This is a genomic window from Scytonema hankhaensis NUACC26, from assembly GCF_045865695.1.
GTDB lineage: Bacteria > Cyanobacteriota > Cyanobacteriia > Cyanobacteriales > Nostocaceae > Scytonema.
The window spans coordinates 112447-128543 of the sequence record NZ_BAACAP010000251.1 but is presented as its reverse complement, the minus strand read 5'-3'; the positions used below and the strand labels follow the sequence as shown (position 1 = coordinate 128543).

The window sequence follows — 16097 nt, the reverse complement described above, 5'->3', positions numbered from 1 at the left end:
CAAAATCTAAAATCCGAAATCGTATAATTTATGACTTTTGCTGTGGGGTCTTTGGTTAAAGTACGCGATCGCGAATGGGTGGTTTTGCCAAAATCGAATGAAATGCTAGTTGTACTTCCTCTTGGAGGAACTGAGGATGAGGTGACGGGTATTCATCTAGCTTTGGAATCTGTGGAATCGGCTCGCTTTGATTTGCCCGAACCCACACAGCTAGGCGATTATTGTTCTTGTCGGTTGTTGCGGGATGCTATTCGATTGGGTATTTATATTTATTTGCCACAGGGTTAGGAGGGGGAAATGCAAACTCGCCAACGTCAAAGTTTTATCACAATTCGTACTGAAGGAGCCATTCTTCCAGCCGATCTGTTGCAGCGCATTGCTGAGGGCGAAGCCCTGGGGCAGGGTTTTTTGTCCCATCCCAGTAACGGAGAATTGCGGCAAAAACTGAGAACGGGAACGCTCAACACTCAAGATTACTACCGTCAACTTTTGCGCTTGGTTTATCGGTTGTTGTTTCTGTTTGTAGCAGAAGACAGAGAATTGCTGCTCGAACCCAGTAGTGATGCCGTAGCAAAAGAACGTTCACCCGCAGATCCATCTGTTGCTCATCCACTACGTTAATCTTTCTCAATCTTTAATGCTTTTGTGCTTCTGCATAAAGTCGGTAATGCCGCCATCCGTTTTTCACAATCTTCTCCTTGTGCTTGAAACCACGCAAGAGTTTCTGCCTCAATTGTAACCAGAATACTAAGTAATGACATAGGTTTGCGCCACTGTGACTTGCTAAAAAAGTCTTCTGTTAGTGGTGGAATATCGGAGGTATTGATTTCATCGTCTGTTAGTGCGTCAATCCTATCCTAGTTCGTTCTTGAGGTATTGTTTATAGCGTGCTCTTTTATCTCTGAAAACCAAGCAGTATCTACCTGCCAAAAATCAGGTTTTGTTAAGGAGCCAAAATCTAAATCGTGGGTAAAGACTATGTACCCATTACTTCTTGCCCATTCCATGATTACTACATCTCGTTCACGGGGATCGCCAAAACTAGACCAATGAATTGATTCAATATCGTACCTCTCAAAAACCCCAACCCAATTTGGGGACAAATTCATATCTATCAAAATTTTCATGCAGTTTTCAAGGGAACTTCAATTTCTTCTGCTCGCCAAGCTGCATAAGCTAGTGCTTCATATATATCTGCTTCTTCTAGGTAAGGATACGCATTGAGGATATCACTGGAAGAATGTCCAGATGCCATTAAGCCGACAATAGTACCAACAGTGACACGCATTCCTCGGATGCAGGGTTTACCACCCATAACTTCTGAATTGCGGGTAATTCTGGTGAGATCGTGCATAATTATATACATTTTGCATTTATTTTCTCTTTTAATTCTACCTTTAACGAGGGTTGGATAACCAAAACTGCTATCTGTTTATTGATTTATAAGGTAAAGTCTTTAGAAGTCAGATAATACGCGAAGATGTACCTTTAATGATTTAAGCGGTAGGACAGCAAATGGCTGGTTTATTGACTACCTTGTGCAAAGCTTTGACAGACTCTTTGCTTAAAATTCTTGGTAATTTACTCACACAACCCAGAAACGCTTCCAAAGTTTCTTCTGGAACAGGCAAAACATCTTCCTCTTTCCTCTAAAGCCGTGATTTAACCCGCGATCGCTTCCTTAATGTTTGATAGTTTAGTTAAATTCCGAGGTAATTATCTAAACTTTTTATACTTAAAACACGGTTATAACCGTCAGGTTGTTGTTGCGCTTTTACCTGTGTTATCAGGAACTATCTTCGTGCGTTGGATAGTTCAAACGGCAATCTGCTGACAGAGTGCGAACCTATCACACTACCAACTTAAATTGGAAGGTTTTCACATCCTCTACTGCACTCTTGCCATGTTAACCTTGGAGAAAGTACGTTAAAATCAAAAATGTTAAAGAAGGCACAAGATAATGCTTGCAAGAGAAAAATTGATTCAAGAGATTGCTCAAGCCCCAGATATTTTAGTTGAAGAGGTTTTGGATTTTCTACTGTTTGCAAAAGCTCGCCGAAGCAAGCCAGTAATTTCAGAAAATTTGCAAGAAGCTCGTCCCTTCGGTCTTTGCACTGGAGAGTTTACTGTCCCCGATAATTTTAACGATCCATTACCTGAAGAAATTTTAAGTGACTTCGAGGGTAAGTTTTAATTCAATGCAATTATTATTAGATACTCACATATTTCTTTGGTTTATTAGTGGTAGCAATCAATTATCAACAACTTTTATGGATGGTATTCAAAATCCTAAAAATACTGTCGATCTGAGTGTTGTCTCTTTAGGGGAATGCATTATTAAATATCAACTTGGAAAATTACCGCTACCAAAATCTCCTGAAATATATTGACCTGAGCAACGCGAAAGACACAAAATTAATAGCCTGACTATTGATGAAGAGAGCGTAGCTCAGTTAATAAAATTACCATCTTTACACCGCGATCCATTTGACCGTTTACTCATCTGTCAATCTCTACAGCATAACTTGACTATGTTGACTGCTGATGAAGCTATCATGGCTTATGAAATGGTTCAGTTTTGAAACTAAACTCAGAAAAGCAACCAGCAAAGGGTTTTAGCCCGTTGACAAAGACGCCTTTAATCTCCAAGTATCGTCTTTAAATGATTCTTTAATGGCTATAATATCTGAAGCTTAGTTTAGTGTCTATAAGTCTTAGTTGTATGTATATGATTGGTATAATTTTTCCTAAATATAAAAACAGAGCGATCGCACTACAAACAACCCATGAGCACCAATATCCTACTTCCTTGGCAACAAGAGGCGGTGATTCTCCAAAGCCAACGCATACTCTCCAGTTTCCAATATTGGACAAAGCACCCTCTACTTGAAGTCAGCGGTTCACCTACCCAAATAGCACAGGCATTGTTTGAAGCACCCTTTCCAGTATTTTCTCACGGGACTGAGGCAGACCCGATTTACAACTACGCTAACCGCAAAGCTTTGGAACTTTGGGAACTTGATTGGGAGCAACTCCTTCAAATGCCTTCAAGGTATTCAGCAGAACCTGTCAGTCAGGAGGAGCGCTTGCGCTTATTAAAAGAAGTGACAAACAAAGGTTACGTAAGCAATAGTCAGGGAGTTCGTATTTCTCGCACTGGTAAACGCTACGAGATTTCAGATTTCACTATTTGGAACCTACTCGACGAGGAAAATCAATATTGCGGTCAGGCTGCTAGGTTTTCCCAATGGACGCAGATTAACCAATCATGATGGTGTTGGTGGGTTTCTAACCTTAGAAAAATTAATTGGTGAATTAAACAGAAGTTGTCCGGAACAAAAAGTAGGCTCGTTGAATCTGCTACTACAGATTATTGTGAAGGATAAGTATTGGGGGGTGTGAAGCGGTGACTGGAACGCATGAGCAAGATCTGAAATTTATTATCAAACTGGATACTGAACGTAAAAAAGTTCTCCGCGTGTCCTTGGGTTGGACAATGGCTGATGTTGAACGAGCGATCGCACAATCACCATCAGTAACAGTTGAGGAAGTACTCAAAGTCTTTTCTCAAGAAGAATGGAACGAATTATCGTTGAGATTGGCATCTTTTGGAGGCTCAGAGACGAAAACTCGTCAAAGACAGCAAGCGTCCCAGAAACGACTTGTTACCATACGAGATAAGAGTATTGTTACTCTTAATGAAACAATAGCTGCTCTTCAGGAACAAATTAGAAAAGACAAAAAGCAGATTGAAATAAATAAAAAAGAACTAGAAGAACAGCATGAAAGAATTAATGAGCAAAGAAAGACAATCTTAGACCAAAAGCAAGAAATTATAATACAAGAAAAACAAATCGAAATACATCAAAAGACCTTGAATGAAAATCTTCAAGCAATTAAAAAACTCAAAAAGGGAAGTGAGATATTAATAGAGGAGAATGAGCAACTAAGAGATATAGCAGAATCCCAAAACCAGACATTAGTGAAAATTAAAAATTTTATAATGTCAACTATAAAATATATCCCAAATGAAATCAAGAAACTTTTAGACATTGGCTAGATTCAGACAGTTATACAGAATTTTATGAAAACTATCACGAGAAAACAATTAAAGTCATTAGGATGCTCAAATTATTTAGCTCAAAAGCTAACAGTTGGTGTTATGTATACCAAGGCTAAAAAAGAGCGTAATTACGTTTGTCAAGGCGTAGTTAAAAGAATTGAACATACATTGAAGAATTCACTACGGCTTCAACATAGAACCGCATTACTACTTGAAGGTTTGTTGGAAAAATTGAGAAGACCATCTCCCCTGGAGTTTCAGCAAACAGTCAATTCACCTGAAGTTGCAGAAGTTGTCAATCAAATCGATAATTTTAATAAAAGATATTCAGAGATTTGTAGAAAATCAACACAAGCAATACAGATGATAACTGATGCAATAGAAGGGCATTGTCAAACTATGCAAGAGTACGCGGATTCACTATCTACAAACGAGCGAGAAGAATTCTTGCAAAGTGTTGGAGGGACTTTATGAAAACTCTAAGTCAACTTAGAAAAGAGCTAAATAACATCAAAAAAAGAGCGGAAACAGCAATAAATGACATTGAAGAAACCACTCAAAGGTGGAACGAACAGTGTTCGCCTCGTTCTTTGTATCACCAGTTAAAAGTATCCGGAACTTATGACAAGTGGATTCAAGAGCAAAGAGAAATACAAGGAAATCGCTGTTTTAACAAAAAGTGCCGATGTCTTTTTACTGATGACAATCCATTTACTATCGATCATGTCAAACCCTTAACACCCAAAAAGATTCCAACAGATCCCGATGAGCTTTGGGGATACACGACTAACACGACAAATAACTTTATTCTGCTCTGTATTACTTGCAATAAATTGAAAAGTAACCGTACTGATATTAATATATGGGCTGGTTGGGATAAAACAGATATACAAAAACTCACACAAATATCAAAACCTCAACTGAAAATTAGGAGTTGATGATATCGCAACAGTTTTTACCTAAATAAACCATATTTTTTATAAGGGCGCAATACCTTGCGCCCCTATTGTGTCTTACTTACAATAAAAGGTACTATTATTCAATAATTCCAATCAATATTTGCATTAAAACATCTAAATCATCAGGCACGCGATACAAAGTAATGTCTTGAGTAATATGAAGAGGCTGTTGTTCTAATAAACCAAACCGCCAAGTATCACCTACTGTGACTGCACCATAAAGAATATCTTGTTCTTCTGCTATTGCCAAAGCGATTAACTCTGCTGATAGCTGAGTAAAACCTCTTGATAAATCGTCGTTTTTAGCTTCAACTACCAGAAAATTTTTACCTCTTTCTTCTGTGTTCGTATTTCGCAGTAAGTAATCTAGATTACCTTTGAGTTGAGAACTTACCTGAAGAGGATATTCTAAACGCATTTGACACTTACAAAAACGCGCTAGTTCCGAAAGTACTGGTGCCACCATAATTTCTCGACGTGCAGTTTCGCTTGATAAGGTTACTAATGGTAACAACTCCTCGATTTGCTGACGTAATTCAGGTAAACGTTGTGGTACACGTTGAGAAGAGGGTAAGGTCATACGCGCACGTGAAAAGCTATAACCTAATTCAGCTAAAATATCTTCTGTTTCATAAGGTAACTCGAAGTAAGAACGAAAAGTGTAACTAGTTCCTTCTTGCAAAATTTTTGGTTTGGACATAAGAAATTCAATATACAGCTAATAAGAAAGCATCCTAACTGTTCTACGCCATGAAGCCAACTTAACTTAATTATAAGTATGTAACTATCCCGCGACACTTAAAATTTTAGTCCGCGTAGGCGGACTTCGTTTGTGTAGTCACGACTTCAGTCGTTTAGGCTTAAAGAGGGTGCTCAATCCAAAATCTAAATCCAAAATCCAAAATGGAAATCGCCAATTTCTTCAATATACCTGTCAGCCCAATTCAGGAAATTTTTGACGAAACGCTCACAGAAGCCAAGGTTAGGCTTTTTGTTAAAAGAGACGATTTGCTAAATTCTTCCGTATCCGGTAATAAATTCCGAAAACTCAAATACAATTGCTTGAAAATTGAAGAGTTAGGATTTCCAAAACTTGTGACATTCGGTGGCGCATTTTCAAATCATATCTATGCCACTGCAGCAGTGGGAAAATATGTTGGTATTGAAACCATTGGTGTTATTCGCGGCGATCGCACCCAACCACTCAACGCAACACTTGATTTTGCCGAAAAGTGTGGGATGAAATTGCTTTTTGTCAGTCGCTCTGAGTTTAGGGATGAAAGTTTAATTTTTCAACAGATAGAAAAAGAATTTGGTCATGTTTATTTTTTGCCATCAGGTGGCTCGAATACCTTAGCATTACAAGGCTGTAAAGAAATTGTTGAAGAAATTCATTCACAAATGCTGTTTCGACCAGATTATTTTTGTACAGCGTGTGGCACGGGTTGTACTTTGGCTGGTCTTATTGCAGCAGCCAATTCGGCTCAACATATCATCGGTTTTTCAGCTTTAAAAGGAGATTTCTTGAAAAATGACGTGCAAACAATGCTTGACAATCAAGAGAATATATGCCATTTGAATTGGCAAATTACCGATAATTACTGTTTTGGTGGCTATGCCAAGTGGAAGCCAGAATTAATTTTATTTATTAATAATTTTCAACAAAAACATTCTATTACTCTTGACCCAATTTACACTGGAAAAATGTTTTTCGGTATTTTCGATTTGGCAAACAAAGGATTTTTCCGCCCTAACACCACAATTGTTGCCATCCATACGGGTGGATTGCAAGGCATTGAAGGTTTTAATCAAATTAAACTCAAAAATTCTAGTGTGAAGCTATTTTGCTGACAGTTTTGCTAAGACGCGATCGCGTAAAAGTTGCAATGGCTTATCCTTAATCCCAACGGTCATCAAACCGTCAATAGTTTGCATGAGGTAATCAGCACAAGAACCAAGCTCACCCTTAGCAGTCGCTATGCTATTAACTGTAGTTTCTAAAGAAATATCACCAGCATAAGCCCGATGATTGCGGTTAATCACAAATGCGATCGCATCTATCTGTTGCGTACCGTCAAAAACTTTTACCCAACGGGGAACATAACAATTAACGATTATTTCCCTCCGCCAAAGCAGCAGTAGTTCCGATGTTACATCACTAGCAGCTATCCGGTAGGCAATACCGCGACAACAACCACCCCGATCCAAACCTAGCACTAACCCTGGGTTATCCGGAGTTCCTCGACCTTGGGGTACCCACAGGCAAAATCGACGATGCCATCCGTAAATTGTACCGATGCACTGTTCTTCAAATTTGACGATCGGATTCCAGATGAGCGAGCCGTAAGCAAAAATCCAAACATCTAAGGATGGCTTTTGCTGCTGTAGAGTTGTACGTATTGACTCTTGCAACTGGTCTTCACTTAAGACACTTACAGCTCTACCCAATTGTAATATGGTTTGCTGCAAACGTTGAGATTCAAGGTCAGAGCGCGTAAGTGACATGGCACATCCTTAAGTTGAAACAAACCAGTCGAGAAGTTTTCGGGCAATACTCGGCTTGGGAGGAATCTGCGGGAGGTTATATTTACTAAACCAAGCAGCCTCTACTAACTCTTGCGGTTCGATGACAATATCACCACTCGCATAAGTCGCAGTAAATCCAATCATAAGTGAGTTGGGGAACGGCCAGGGTTGCGAGCCAAAATAGCGAATATCTTTGACCTCAATCCCTACTTCCTCTCGGACTTCTCGCACCACCGTTTCTTCTAATGATTCTCCTGGTTCCACAAATCCAGCTAGTACGCTGTACATACCCGGTGGAAACCGAGGCGCACGAGCTAATAAGACTTCTTCACCCCGCGAGACAAGAACAATCATGGCAGGTGAGAGGCGCGGATAATTTACCAATTCGCATTTAGGGCAACGCTTGGCACGCTCGTGTGCTAATTGAATTGTAGGTGTCGCGCAATAACCGCAGTACTGGTGGGTACGATCCCATTCTACAATCTGAACGGCGCGACCGCATAACGCGTACAATTCCTCATCCAAGCTTCCGTACAATTCCCTTAGTCCCATTAACTTCAAACCATCATGGATTATAGAGTCCTTGGGCAGTTCGGCAGAGTAACACCCAATGCCATCAAAAGTACCAAGGAATTGCGATCGCAATGGCTTCAAACCAATTTCTGCTAAACTGACAAATCTGGGAATGTGACCAACCGTCCCTTCAGAATGGATTAACAACTTGTTGCCAACAAACGCGAACCACAAAGAGGGTTCGGATTGTACCGCAGGTGGAATAATGCCAGGGATGAAAGTTTGCTGCATATCACTAGAACGCCATTACTTCGATCCTAACATTGTCAGCAAGAGCTTCTGAAAATTGCCAGAACAGCAGTTAAGATAAGTAGGTGAAGATAACAAGATTGCCTTTATGGAGAGCTACGACGTTGTTGTCATTGGTGCTGGACCTGTTGGATTGGCAACTGCCATCGGCTTACGCAAGCGAGGTGTTGAAAATCTGTTAGTTGTCGATCGAACTCGCGCCTTTCGTCAAGTTGGTCAAACGGTGGATCTTCTGCCCAATGGATTAAAAGCTCTCAAATATTTAGATTCTCAAGCTTACGAACAAATCAAAGAATTTGGTAATAGGTTTTTGAATCCCAAGCCACCTAGCGAAGGAACTGTGAGGACAACTCCTGAAACAAACCCTTCAAAAACTACACCCGAATGGGTATACAAGAATTTGCGCGGAGAGCGAATCTCGTCATTTTCTCTGAATTACGATGATTGGTTCAAAGAATATGGAGAAGGTCGAACATCAATTAGTTGGTATAATTTGCAAACTGCCCTCAGAGAATTACTTCCCCAAGATCGAGTTAGATCCAATCATCGATGTATCAATATAGTGGATGAATCAGAGACTGGGTACATCCGAGTCGATTGTGTCTCCGATACAACGATAGAAGCCAATCCTTATGCATATTGGTCTGAAGAACAGAAACCGGAAGAAAACCTCCCCCAGAATTTAGAAACAATTTCCCAAAAATTTGAAACAAAATCCTTTCGGGCAAAACTCATTATTGCAGCCGATGGAATCAACTCTACGGTTCGCCAGATTCTTTACAAAGATAGTCCGTACTCTGCTTTTGTAAAACCCGAATATTCTGGGTTTGCTGCGACTGCCTGTAGTCAAATTATTGACATTCCAGATAATCTCAAGTCAGCGTTAGAAGAAAGTATCTTCCAAGGGTCACCTCTTGTCACAATCCGTAACGATGAAATCTCTGGAGAAGATTTCCATATGGAAGTGCCAAGGATGATTTTGTCTCACAGACCTAACGCTCCATTCGGATATGTCATACATCTTGCTTTGCCTCTAGAGACATTACAAGGAAAATCTGGCAAATCTTTAATTGACATAGTTGTACCTGTACTGGAGAAAGCGGGTTTTCCCGATGTTATCAAACAGTTAGTGAGCCTATCTACTCCTGCCAATATGCGACAGCGTCCATACTACATCCACCATGCTAGTGTAGCAGATTCCTTACAACTTCCTAGCACTTCTTCTCGAGATACAGAAAACAATCTTGTCAAAATTCAACCACCTTGGAGTTTAGGACGAGTGGTATTGGTTGGTGATGCAGCCCATGGAATGCCTCCCTTTATGGCACAAGGAGCAAATCAAGGGCTTGAAGATGCGCTAGCCATTGCAACTTTAATCGCTAACGTTGCAGGAGAGAAGGGTTGGGATGACATACAAGCCATAACTCAAGCCTTTGAAAAATACGAACATTTTCGTCGTCCGTTCATGGTTCGCGTTCAACAGGCAACATTACAACAGTTGTCCCCAAGTCATAAAAAAGAGTGGCAAGAATACAGCAAGTTGGTATACTGTCGGAATTATGACCAAATGGTAGGAGCTTAACAGTGGATGTACTTTTTGGTCAAATTAGACTTTCAATTATTCTAAAGGAAGAAACTTGATGACTCAGCTATGCTATCCACTGAAGAACTTGCTCTTAAACAAACTGTAACCCGTCAAAACCCTTGGTTTAATCGACTAATAGCAATCATTGCCGTAATTAATTTATTTTTAGTCTTTTTTGATTTGAGTTACGTCCCTTGGCGTAACTTATACGTACTCGAAATTCCCAGCTTGACTCAGTTGTACGATCCAATTAAAGGCATTGAACCTCATCGAGACACGCAGAATTATCTCAATAAAGTATACCAACTAGAAGAGCAGGTTTCTCATATAGGACTGCACTCACCTAATACAGAAAACTTATTAGAAGAATTACGAGTTAAGAGCGATGAGATGATTAAGGAGAATCCCTTTGCTGTAGCTAATAAAAGTGGTACTCTAGAAAAGATTAAGAATTTGATGCGCGATCGCATGGGGATTGAATCAGCACATCAAGCCTTTAGGTTATTTTGGAGTGAGGCGCATTTTGAGACAGCAGGTTGGCAACCAGAAATTCAATTTTTTAAGACTCAGATTCAACCTTTAATTCAAACAAATTACTATCGTAAAATTGGAATTAATGGTAGGTTCATTAATCTTTTCTGGCAGATCGATTTACCATTTGTTGCTTTATTTTTTCTAGATTTTTTGGGTCGAACCTTCCTAAGGAGTCGCCAACAAATTGGATTAACTTGGCAGCAAGCAATGGTAAGACGTTGGTACGATATTTTCTTACTACTACTGTTTTGGCGGTGGTTACGAGTTATTCCTGTTATAGTTCGCCTCAACCAAGCTCGTTTATTAAATCTCAATTTTGTTCGTCGGCAAATCAACCACGAATTTGTTGCTAATTTTGCAGAGGACTTAACTGAAATTGTCGCAATCCGTTTGATTACTCAGATTCAAGAGTCAATTCAACAAGGTAAAATTATTAATTGGTTCTTACGACCGCAAACACGCCATCATTATATTGATATTAATAATACCAATGAAATCAAGGCGATCGCAAAACGCATCCTTCAGATATCAGTTTATCAAGTTGTTCCGAAAATTCAGCCAGACTTAGAAATATTACTGCATCGTAGCATTCACACAATGCTCAGTCAATCTCCTACTTATCAACAATTACAAAAGGTACCAGGATTCAATCAATTACCCGAGCGGTTGACAGAGAAGTTAGTGACAGATATTTCTCAAACAGCATACACCACTATGACAATATTATTAAAAGACCGTGAGGTAGCAGCAATATCTAATCGGTTGATTGACAATTTCAGTGCTGCGTTAGAAGTAGAAATGCAAAAGCAACAAAACATTCAAGAAATTCGTTCTCTACTTATTGATTTACTAGAAGAAATCAAAATTAACTACGTTAAAGGAATTGCAGAAGGAGGAGTAGAAAAAAGTTTACAGGAAGCAACTCAAATCCGCAAAATCATTGAGCACTGAACTTCTTCATTATTCCCTTTGGGATTATATCTAATGACCAAATATAGCAATCCTATTTGATTTACAAAATACAAGTAGGGTGGGCAATGCCTATCAAGAGCGAATGTGCGGCATAGCCCACCCTACAGTACCTAAAATTGTTTATAAATGATTTAGGACTGCTATATCACTTCCATGTGTTAACAATTTCTTCTATTTGCACAATTGCCTCGTCAGCTGCTTGTTCTGGAGGAATGCGATCGCTAATAATTCGATTGAGTGCCTCGATCCAAATATTGCGATCGAGAACTAGGGAATACGCTGGATTATTAACATAGTCAAATGGTCGTATTGAACCTTGGATTAATATTTTGGAAACAGTGGAGATGTGAGGATCTGTTGAGCTTGTCCAATAAGGGTCTTTCAAAACGGACTTGAGTGCTGGAAAATGACCTCGTTCTGCACTTTTAAGATAAGTTCCTAATATTTGTGGTTGAATTAAGTATCTCATAAAGTCTTTAGCTGTTTCTTGGTGCTTAGAATTGGCAAACAATATTACGTGACCAATTGCAACGATATACCGCATTGGTTGACCGTTTGGTTTATTAGGAAGTTTTAAAGTGCCTAGCTTCTTATAGTAAGTCTCTCTATCTTGACTCACAGCACTAGGAATTGAGAGCGTACCATTAGGTGTCATCACTACCTGACGGTTAAGTAAACTACGATTATTATCTGGATTTAACCACCTGATAGCCTCTGGTGGTACATAGCCTTGTTGATAAAATTTGACATACCACTTCAAAATATCAATAATTTTTTGTCTCACTTGAGGGTTTCTAATCTGCAATTTGCCTCTATTGTCAAAAATTTGAACATCATATGCTTCTAAAAGTTGCTCGAAAAAGTAATAGGTATCTCCCGAGCCAATTGAATAAGGCAAACCTAAACTATATATGTTATTTTGCTTTTTTCGGAGATCGTCCTGCACTTTCTTCCAAAACTCCCAAAAGCTATTCCATTCTGTAGGAATACTAGTTTCACTTTGTCCTGCTTGTCTTAATAAATCTTTCCAATAAAAAAAGAGCATAGTTGTTTGACTAATAGGAACGGCATAATAACTACGCAGTTTCTGAACGTTATTATAAAGATGAGCCGTTTTTAAGATAGGTTCGGGATATAATTCTTTAATAGGTGTAATAATATCAGAAACATCTGCTAATTTCCCCTCCCACGCCAAACGGGCATTAAGTTGTCTTTCCGCTCGGAAATTTAATAAGAGGTCAGGTGTTTTACCCGATTTCATGGCTCTTTGAGCTTTATCCAAGAGTTCGTTAGGTCCATAAACAGAAAGCTTAGCTTTATAACCGCTTTTTTTCTCCCATTTCTTGACAACCGCAGTAATCGCCTCATCTTCTTCTAAGTCAAAACCTTTATCCCACCAAATTTGTAAAACTTTATCATCTTTAGGAGATGTCCTAACAGAGGATTTTTCGGATTGAGGAGCGCTCGCTTGAGAGCAGGAAAAAATTGTGAAACTTAGGGCTAATGCTGTTAAGACAAAGCGGGAAAAGCGATCGCCCTTAGCGCAAGCCGTACTCGGCTTATCGCGATCGCCCTGTAATTGATTGCATTTTTTCATAGGTTGCATTGTGTTTATTAACTATTCACCTGAAGTACTCTTTTGAATGAAGTACAACTTCATCTGCGTTCATCTGCGTGCATCTGCGGTTCCATAAATTTTTTTATGTATTGTACCCAAGTGAAAACAGCTATAATCCAGAAGACACTCCCGAGCGCTAGCTTTCATTTGGAGTAATTACGAATTATTCTGTAGCAGGCGATCGCAAACCCACGCTATTCAGCAAAAATTTCATTTATCTGTTGAATTGCCTTATCGGCTGCTTCCTCTGGAGAAACGCGATCCATAACGACTCGACGCAAAGCTTGACCCCAAACATTTTTCATCAACACTTGACTATAAGAAGAATTTTGAGCGATATATAATAGACGAGTTCGTTTTAGGATGAGTGGTTTAGCACCTTCTGAAATGTGAGGGTCTTTCTTATTTGTCCAGAAAGGAGCTTTCCACACAAGATCGTGTACTGGAAAAAAACGCCCGCCTGCAGCTTGAAGATAATTTCCCATAATTTTTGGACTGATAAAATATATTAAAAAGTCTTTAGCTAACTTCTGATTTTTTGAGTTGGTTAAGATAATTGCTTGGGTGATGAGAGAAACATAACGCATCGGCTTACCATTAGGTTTATTAGGATACCCAATAGTCCCTAATTTATTGAAGTAAACGTCAGAATTTCGGCGTACAGCCGCAGGAATTGAGAGAGAATTGTTAGCAGTCATAACCACATGACGGTTAAATAAGCTACGATTGTTATCTGGGTTATACCAATTTACTGCATCTGGAGGTACATAACCTTGAGTATAAAATTTTGTATACCAAGCTATGCAATTAATAATTCCTTGACGAACTTTTGAATCGCTTGTACGCAATCGACCTTGAGAATCGACAATTTCTACATCATAAGCTTCTAAAATCTGCTCAAAAACTTCAAAAGTATCTCCAGCCCCAACCGATAAAGGTAACCCTAGCCCATATATCTTTTGATTTTTCTTAGTTTGTAAAGTATCTTGTATTTGTTTCCAAAAATTCCAAAACCCATTCCAATCTTTGGGAATATCTTTTTCACTTTTACCAACTTCCTGGAGCAAATCTCGCCAGTAAAAAATATAGGGAATACTTTGGTGAAGGGGAACAGCGTAATAGCTTTGCTTATTTGTGAGCTTGTTATAGAAATAAGCACTTGCTAATACAGTGTTTGAGTAAAAAGGTTTGACAGATTGTATTACCTCAGAAACATCTGCTAGTTTACCTTCGCGAGCAAGACTTGGATTGAGAATTCGATCTGCATTGTTGCTCATGACAATATCAGGTGGATTGCCTGCTCGAATCGCCCTTTGAGTCTTTTTTGATAGCTCATCTGCACTAAAAAGAGAAAGCACTGCTTTTTTACCAGTCTTTTGTTGCCAATGCTTGACAACTTGCTGTATGGCTTCATCTTCTTCTAGCGTAAAACCTTTGTCCCACCAAAGTGTTAAAACTCCGTTCTTTGCTAAAGATTCGGTTGGCAATGAGGTGTCAGAATTAGAATTATTGGTACAAGAAAAAATGCTTAAACTGAGCGTTACTCCTAGCAGGAGAAAACAACAATTTATTTGTAATTTTTTATTTATCATTGCCCGCTCGCTCCCATGTAGCAAAGATTTCTTCAATGCGTGCGCTCGCTTCATTAGCCGCTTGTTCTGGAGAAACTTTATCTTGCACTATTCGAGCGATCGCTTTCCCCCAAATATTTTCTTGTAAAACAACACTATAGGCAGGATTTTGGACAAAATAAAATGGACGTGTTTGACCTTTCATTAATACTTTAGATGCAGTGGAAAGATGGGGATCGGCTGGATTTGTCCAGAAAGAGTCTTGCCATAATAGCTTCATGACTGGTAGGTATCTCCCTCCCGCCGATTTAATATATGTTTTTATGGTTTCAGGTTGAACTAGATATGCCAAAAAATCTTTTGCTTCTTTCTGATTGTTAGAATTGGCAAACAAAATGACAGCATTCACTGCAACTAAATAACGCATTGGTTCGCCATTGGGTTTTTTAGGAAACTCTAAAGTCCCAAGTTTATTTTGATAAATATCGGGATTTTGACGTACAGCAGCAGGAATTGAAAGTGTAGTGTTTGCTGTCATAACCACCTTACGGTTAATCAAATTGCGATTGTTATCTGGATTTAACCATCTAGTGGCATTGGGAGGTACGTAACCTTGCTCGTAAAAGTTTGCATACCAAGTCAAACTCTTGATAATGCCTTGACGCACATTAGGATCGTTAAGACGAAGTATGCCTTGAGAGTTGACAATTTCAACATTATATGCTTCTAAAATCTGCTCGAAGGTATAGTAAGTATCAGCTGCTGCCGGAGAAAATGGTAAACCTAACCCATAAATCAGTTCTTTTTTATCCTGTGATGAGTTTAGTGCTTTTAGGTTATCCTGTACCTGTTTCCAAAAGTTCCAAAAACCATCCCAATCTTTAGGAATATCCTTCTCACTCCGAGAGACTTGCTTAAGCATATCCCGCCAATAATGGATATGAATTGTTAGCTGATTGATTGGCACTGCGTAATAACTACGCTTGCGTGCGAATTTGTTGTAAAAATGAACAGCTTCTAGTGCGGCTTCAGAATAATTGTTTTTCACAGGTTCAATAATATCTGAAACATCTGCTAATTTACCTTCCCAAGCAAGATACGGTATTAACTCTCTCTCTGCACTGCTACTCATGACAAGATCGGGGGTATTGCCAGCTTGAATTGCCCTTCTCGTTGTTTCCGGAAGCTTATCGTTGCTGTAGAAAGTGAGTTTGGCTCGGTTACCACTTCTTTTTTCCCAGTCTTTTATTAACTTGATAAGAGCATCATCTTCTTCTAAGTTAGAACCCTTGTCCCACCAAATTGTTAAAGTAGTATTTTTGGAAGAATTACTAGATGAGGGCGATTTGGGTTGAGATAAATAGCTACAGCTGTAAGTTATCAAGCCTAATAGGAGTATTTTGAGAATATAAAGGCGTTTTCCGTGTGTTGAGAGTAATATAAACAT

Annotated in this window: 22 protein-coding genes; 12 read left to right on the top strand and 10 right to left on the bottom strand. The window is 39.1% G+C overall.

Going from position 1 to position 16097, the window contains the following annotated elements:
• Positions 1 to 30: 30 nt before the first annotated feature.
• Together ACKTT2_RS48150 and ACKTT2_RS48145 are read left to right on the top strand one after the other, a co-directional pair.
• Positions 31 to 288, top strand: a complete 258-nt coding sequence (locus ACKTT2_RS48150; protein WP_407900189.1) for a hypothetical protein — start codon at positions 31 to 33, stop codon at positions 286 to 288.
• 9 nt (positions 289 to 297) lie between these two features.
• A complete protein-coding gene (locus ACKTT2_RS48145; RefSeq protein ID WP_407900187.1) occupies positions 298 to 621 on the top strand; it encodes a hypothetical protein in 324 nt (107 codons plus the stop codon).
• Here ACKTT2_RS48145 and ACKTT2_RS48140 read toward each other — a convergent pair.
• From ACKTT2_RS48140 to ACKTT2_RS48125, 4 genes are all read right to left on the bottom strand, one after another.
• Positions 618 to 761, bottom strand: a complete 144-nt coding sequence (locus ACKTT2_RS48140; RefSeq protein ID WP_407900185.1) for a hypothetical protein — start codon at positions 759 to 761, stop codon at positions 618 to 620. The two genes, ACKTT2_RS48145 and ACKTT2_RS48140, sit on opposite strands and share 4 nt — an antisense overlap.
• A gap of 96 nt (positions 762 to 857) precedes the next feature.
• Positions 858 to 1127 carry a DUF5615 family PIN-like protein gene (locus ACKTT2_RS48135; RefSeq protein ID WP_407900183.1) on the bottom strand — a complete coding sequence of 90 codons (270 nt, stop codon included), beginning with the start codon at positions 1125 to 1127 and terminating at the stop codon, positions 858 to 860.
• The gene (locus tag ACKTT2_RS48130) at positions 1124 to 1354 is read right to left on the bottom strand and encodes a DUF433 domain-containing protein (protein WP_407900181.1); all 231 of its coding nucleotides are present in this window, start codon (positions 1352 to 1354) and stop codon (positions 1124 to 1126) included. Before ACKTT2_RS48130 ends, ACKTT2_RS48135 begins: the two co-directional genes overlap by 4 nt.
• Before the next feature lie 142 nt (positions 1355 to 1496).
• Complete coding sequence (locus ACKTT2_RS48125) at positions 1497 to 1631, bottom strand: hypothetical protein (RefSeq protein WP_407900179.1); 135 nt, start codon at positions 1629 to 1631, stop codon at positions 1497 to 1499.
• 329 nt (positions 1632 to 1960) lie between these two features.
• Here ACKTT2_RS48125 and ACKTT2_RS48120 point away from each other — a divergent pair, with 329 nt between their 5' ends.
• From ACKTT2_RS48120 to ACKTT2_RS48090, 7 genes are all read left to right on the top strand, one after another.
• Positions 1961 to 2194: a DUF2281 domain-containing protein gene (locus ACKTT2_RS48120; RefSeq protein ID WP_407900177.1), complete on the top strand. Its 234-nt coding sequence runs from the start codon at positions 1961 to 1963 to the stop codon at positions 2192 to 2194.
• 4 nt (positions 2195 to 2198) lie between these two features.
• Positions 2199 to 2390 (top strand): type II toxin-antitoxin system VapC family toxin, encoded by a 192-nt coding sequence (locus tag ACKTT2_RS48115; RefSeq protein ID WP_407900175.1) that lies wholly within the window; start codon positions 2199 to 2201, stop codon positions 2388 to 2390.
• A gap of 24 nt (positions 2391 to 2414) precedes the next feature.
• The gene (locus ACKTT2_RS48110; protein ID WP_407900284.1) at positions 2415 to 2582 is read left to right on the top strand and encodes a PIN domain-containing protein; all 168 of its coding nucleotides are present in this window, start codon (positions 2415 to 2417) and stop codon (positions 2580 to 2582) included.
• Between the two features lie 204 nt (positions 2583 to 2786).
• Positions 2787 to 3272 carry an MEKHLA domain-containing protein gene (locus ACKTT2_RS48105; protein WP_407900173.1) on the top strand — a complete coding sequence of 162 codons (486 nt, stop codon included), beginning with the start codon at positions 2787 to 2789 and terminating at the stop codon, positions 3270 to 3272.
• A 134-nt stretch (positions 3273 to 3406) separates the two neighbouring features.
• On the top strand, positions 3407 to 4060 hold the full coding sequence (locus ACKTT2_RS48100; RefSeq protein WP_407900171.1) for a hypothetical protein: 654 nt from the start codon (positions 3407 to 3409) through the stop codon (positions 4058 to 4060).
• Positions 4061 to 4084: 24 nt separating this feature from the next.
• Positions 4085 to 4537, top strand: a complete 453-nt coding sequence (locus ACKTT2_RS48095; RefSeq protein WP_407900168.1) for a hypothetical protein — start codon at positions 4085 to 4087, stop codon at positions 4535 to 4537.
• Positions 4534 to 5001 carry a hypothetical protein gene (locus ACKTT2_RS48090; RefSeq protein WP_407900165.1) on the top strand — a complete coding sequence of 156 codons (468 nt, stop codon included), beginning with the start codon at positions 4534 to 4536 and terminating at the stop codon, positions 4999 to 5001. Before ACKTT2_RS48095 ends, ACKTT2_RS48090 begins: the two co-directional genes overlap by 4 nt.
• 97 nt (positions 5002 to 5098) lie before the next feature.
• Here ACKTT2_RS48090 and ACKTT2_RS48085 read toward each other — a convergent pair whose 3' ends face one another.
• Positions 5099 to 5722: a hypothetical protein gene (locus ACKTT2_RS48085; protein WP_407900163.1), complete on the bottom strand. Its 624-nt coding sequence runs from the start codon at positions 5720 to 5722 to the stop codon at positions 5099 to 5101.
• A gap of 203 nt (positions 5723 to 5925) precedes the next feature.
• Between ACKTT2_RS48085 and ACKTT2_RS48080 the strand changes: the two genes are divergently transcribed.
• Positions 5926 to 6873, top strand: coding sequence for a 1-aminocyclopropane-1-carboxylate deaminase/D-cysteine desulfhydrase (locus ACKTT2_RS48080; protein ID WP_407900161.1), 948 nt, complete (start codon positions 5926 to 5928; stop codon positions 6871 to 6873).
• Here ACKTT2_RS48080 and ACKTT2_RS48075 read toward each other — a convergent pair.
• Both ACKTT2_RS48075 and nudC read right to left on the bottom strand, forming a co-directional pair.
• Complete coding sequence (locus ACKTT2_RS48075) at positions 6862 to 7527, bottom strand: gamma-glutamylcyclotransferase (protein ID WP_407900159.1); 666 nt, start codon at positions 7525 to 7527, stop codon at positions 6862 to 6864. The genes ACKTT2_RS48080 and ACKTT2_RS48075 overlap by 12 nt on opposite strands.
• Positions 7528 to 7536: 9 nt before the next feature.
• Positions 7537 to 8352 (bottom strand): NAD(+) diphosphatase, encoded by an 816-nt coding sequence (gene nudC / locus ACKTT2_RS48070; RefSeq protein WP_407900157.1) that lies wholly within the window; start codon positions 8350 to 8352, stop codon positions 7537 to 7539.
• A 106-nt stretch (positions 8353 to 8458) separates the two neighbouring features.
• Here nudC and ACKTT2_RS48065 point away from each other — a divergent pair, with 106 nt between their 5' ends.
• The gene (locus ACKTT2_RS48065; RefSeq protein WP_407900155.1) at positions 8459 to 9952 is read left to right on the top strand and encodes an FAD-dependent oxidoreductase; all 1494 of its coding nucleotides are present in this window, start codon (positions 8459 to 8461) and stop codon (positions 9950 to 9952) included.
• Positions 9953 to 10021: 69 nt separating this feature from the next.
• Complete coding sequence (locus tag ACKTT2_RS48060; protein ID WP_407900153.1) at positions 10022 to 11440, top strand: hypothetical protein; 1419 nt, start codon at positions 10022 to 10024, stop codon at positions 11438 to 11440.
• Between the two features lie 166 nt (positions 11441 to 11606).
• On the opposite strand, the gene ACKTT2_RS48055 is transcribed toward ACKTT2_RS48060, so the two are convergent.
• The 3 genes from ACKTT2_RS48055 to ACKTT2_RS48045 form a co-directional block, all read right to left on the bottom strand.
• Positions 11607 to 13058: a sugar ABC transporter substrate-binding protein gene (locus ACKTT2_RS48055; protein WP_407900151.1), complete on the bottom strand. Its 1452-nt coding sequence runs from the start codon at positions 13056 to 13058 to the stop codon at positions 11607 to 11609.
• A gap of 215 nt (positions 13059 to 13273) precedes the next feature.
• Positions 13274 to 14671, bottom strand: coding sequence for an ABC transporter substrate-binding protein (locus tag ACKTT2_RS48050; protein ID WP_407900149.1), 1398 nt, complete (start codon positions 14669 to 14671; stop codon positions 13274 to 13276).
• The gene (locus tag ACKTT2_RS48045) at positions 14661 to 16097 is read right to left on the bottom strand and encodes an ABC transporter substrate-binding protein (RefSeq protein WP_407900147.1); all 1437 of its coding nucleotides are present in this window, start codon (positions 16095 to 16097) and stop codon (positions 14661 to 14663) included. The genes ACKTT2_RS48050 and ACKTT2_RS48045 overlap by 11 nt, the downstream gene beginning before the upstream one ends.

Excerpts from the sequence above, each read along its gene's own strand:
- ACKTT2_RS48145 (WP_407900187.1), top strand. The coding sequence starts at position 298 with ATGCAAACTCGCCAACGTCAAAGTTTTATCACAATTCGTACTGAAGGA.
- ACKTT2_RS48135 (WP_407900183.1), bottom strand. The coding sequence starts at position 1,127 with ATGAAAATTTTGATAGATATGAATTTGTCCCCAAATTGGGTTGGGGTT.
- ACKTT2_RS48050 (WP_407900149.1), bottom strand. The coding sequence starts at position 14,671 with ATGATAAATAAAAAATTACAAATAAATTGTTGTTTTCTCCTGCTAGGA.
- ACKTT2_RS48060 (WP_407900153.1), top strand. The coding sequence starts at position 10,022 with ATGCTATCCACTGAAGAACTTGCTCTTAAACAAACTGTAACCCGTCAA.
- ACKTT2_RS48055 (WP_407900151.1), bottom strand. The coding sequence starts at position 13,058 with ATGAAAAAATGCAATCAATTACAGGGCGATCGCGATAAGCCGAGTACG.
- ACKTT2_RS48140 (WP_407900185.1), bottom strand. The coding sequence starts at position 761 with ATGTCATTACTTAGTATTCTGGTTACAATTGAGGCAGAAACTCTTGCG.
- ACKTT2_RS48115 (WP_407900175.1), top strand. The coding sequence starts at position 2,199 with ATGCAATTATTATTAGATACTCACATATTTCTTTGGTTTATTAGTGGT.
- ACKTT2_RS48065 (WP_407900155.1), top strand. The coding sequence starts at position 8,459 with ATGGAGAGCTACGACGTTGTTGTCATTGGTGCTGGACCTGTTGGATTG.
- ACKTT2_RS48085 (WP_407900163.1), bottom strand. The coding sequence starts at position 5,722 with ATGTCCAAACCAAAAATTTTGCAAGAAGGAACTAGTTACACTTTTCGT.
- ACKTT2_RS48080 (WP_407900161.1), top strand. The coding sequence starts at position 5,926 with ATGGAAATCGCCAATTTCTTCAATATACCTGTCAGCCCAATTCAGGAA.
- ACKTT2_RS48095 (WP_407900168.1), top strand. The coding sequence starts at position 4,085 with ATGAAAACTATCACGAGAAAACAATTAAAGTCATTAGGATGCTCAAAT.
- ACKTT2_RS48075 (WP_407900159.1), bottom strand. The coding sequence starts at position 7,527 with ATGTCACTTACGCGCTCTGACCTTGAATCTCAACGTTTGCAGCAAACC.
- ACKTT2_RS48120 (WP_407900177.1), top strand. The coding sequence starts at position 1,961 with ATGCTTGCAAGAGAAAAATTGATTCAAGAGATTGCTCAAGCCCCAGAT.
- ACKTT2_RS48150 (WP_407900189.1), top strand. The coding sequence starts at position 31 with ATGACTTTTGCTGTGGGGTCTTTGGTTAAAGTACGCGATCGCGAATGG.
- ACKTT2_RS48130 (WP_407900181.1), bottom strand. The coding sequence starts at position 1,354 with ATGCACGATCTCACCAGAATTACCCGCAATTCAGAAGTTATGGGTGGT.
- ACKTT2_RS48045 (WP_407900147.1), bottom strand. The coding sequence starts at position 16,097 with ATGTTTATATTACTCTCAACACACGGAAAACGCCTTTATATTCTCAAA.
- nudC (WP_407900157.1), bottom strand. The coding sequence starts at position 8,352 with ATGCAGCAAACTTTCATCCCTGGCATTATTCCACCTGCGGTACAATCC.
- ACKTT2_RS48090 (WP_407900165.1), top strand. The coding sequence starts at position 4,534 with ATGAAAACTCTAAGTCAACTTAGAAAAGAGCTAAATAACATCAAAAAA.
- ACKTT2_RS48105 (WP_407900173.1), top strand. The coding sequence starts at position 2,787 with ATGAGCACCAATATCCTACTTCCTTGGCAACAAGAGGCGGTGATTCTC.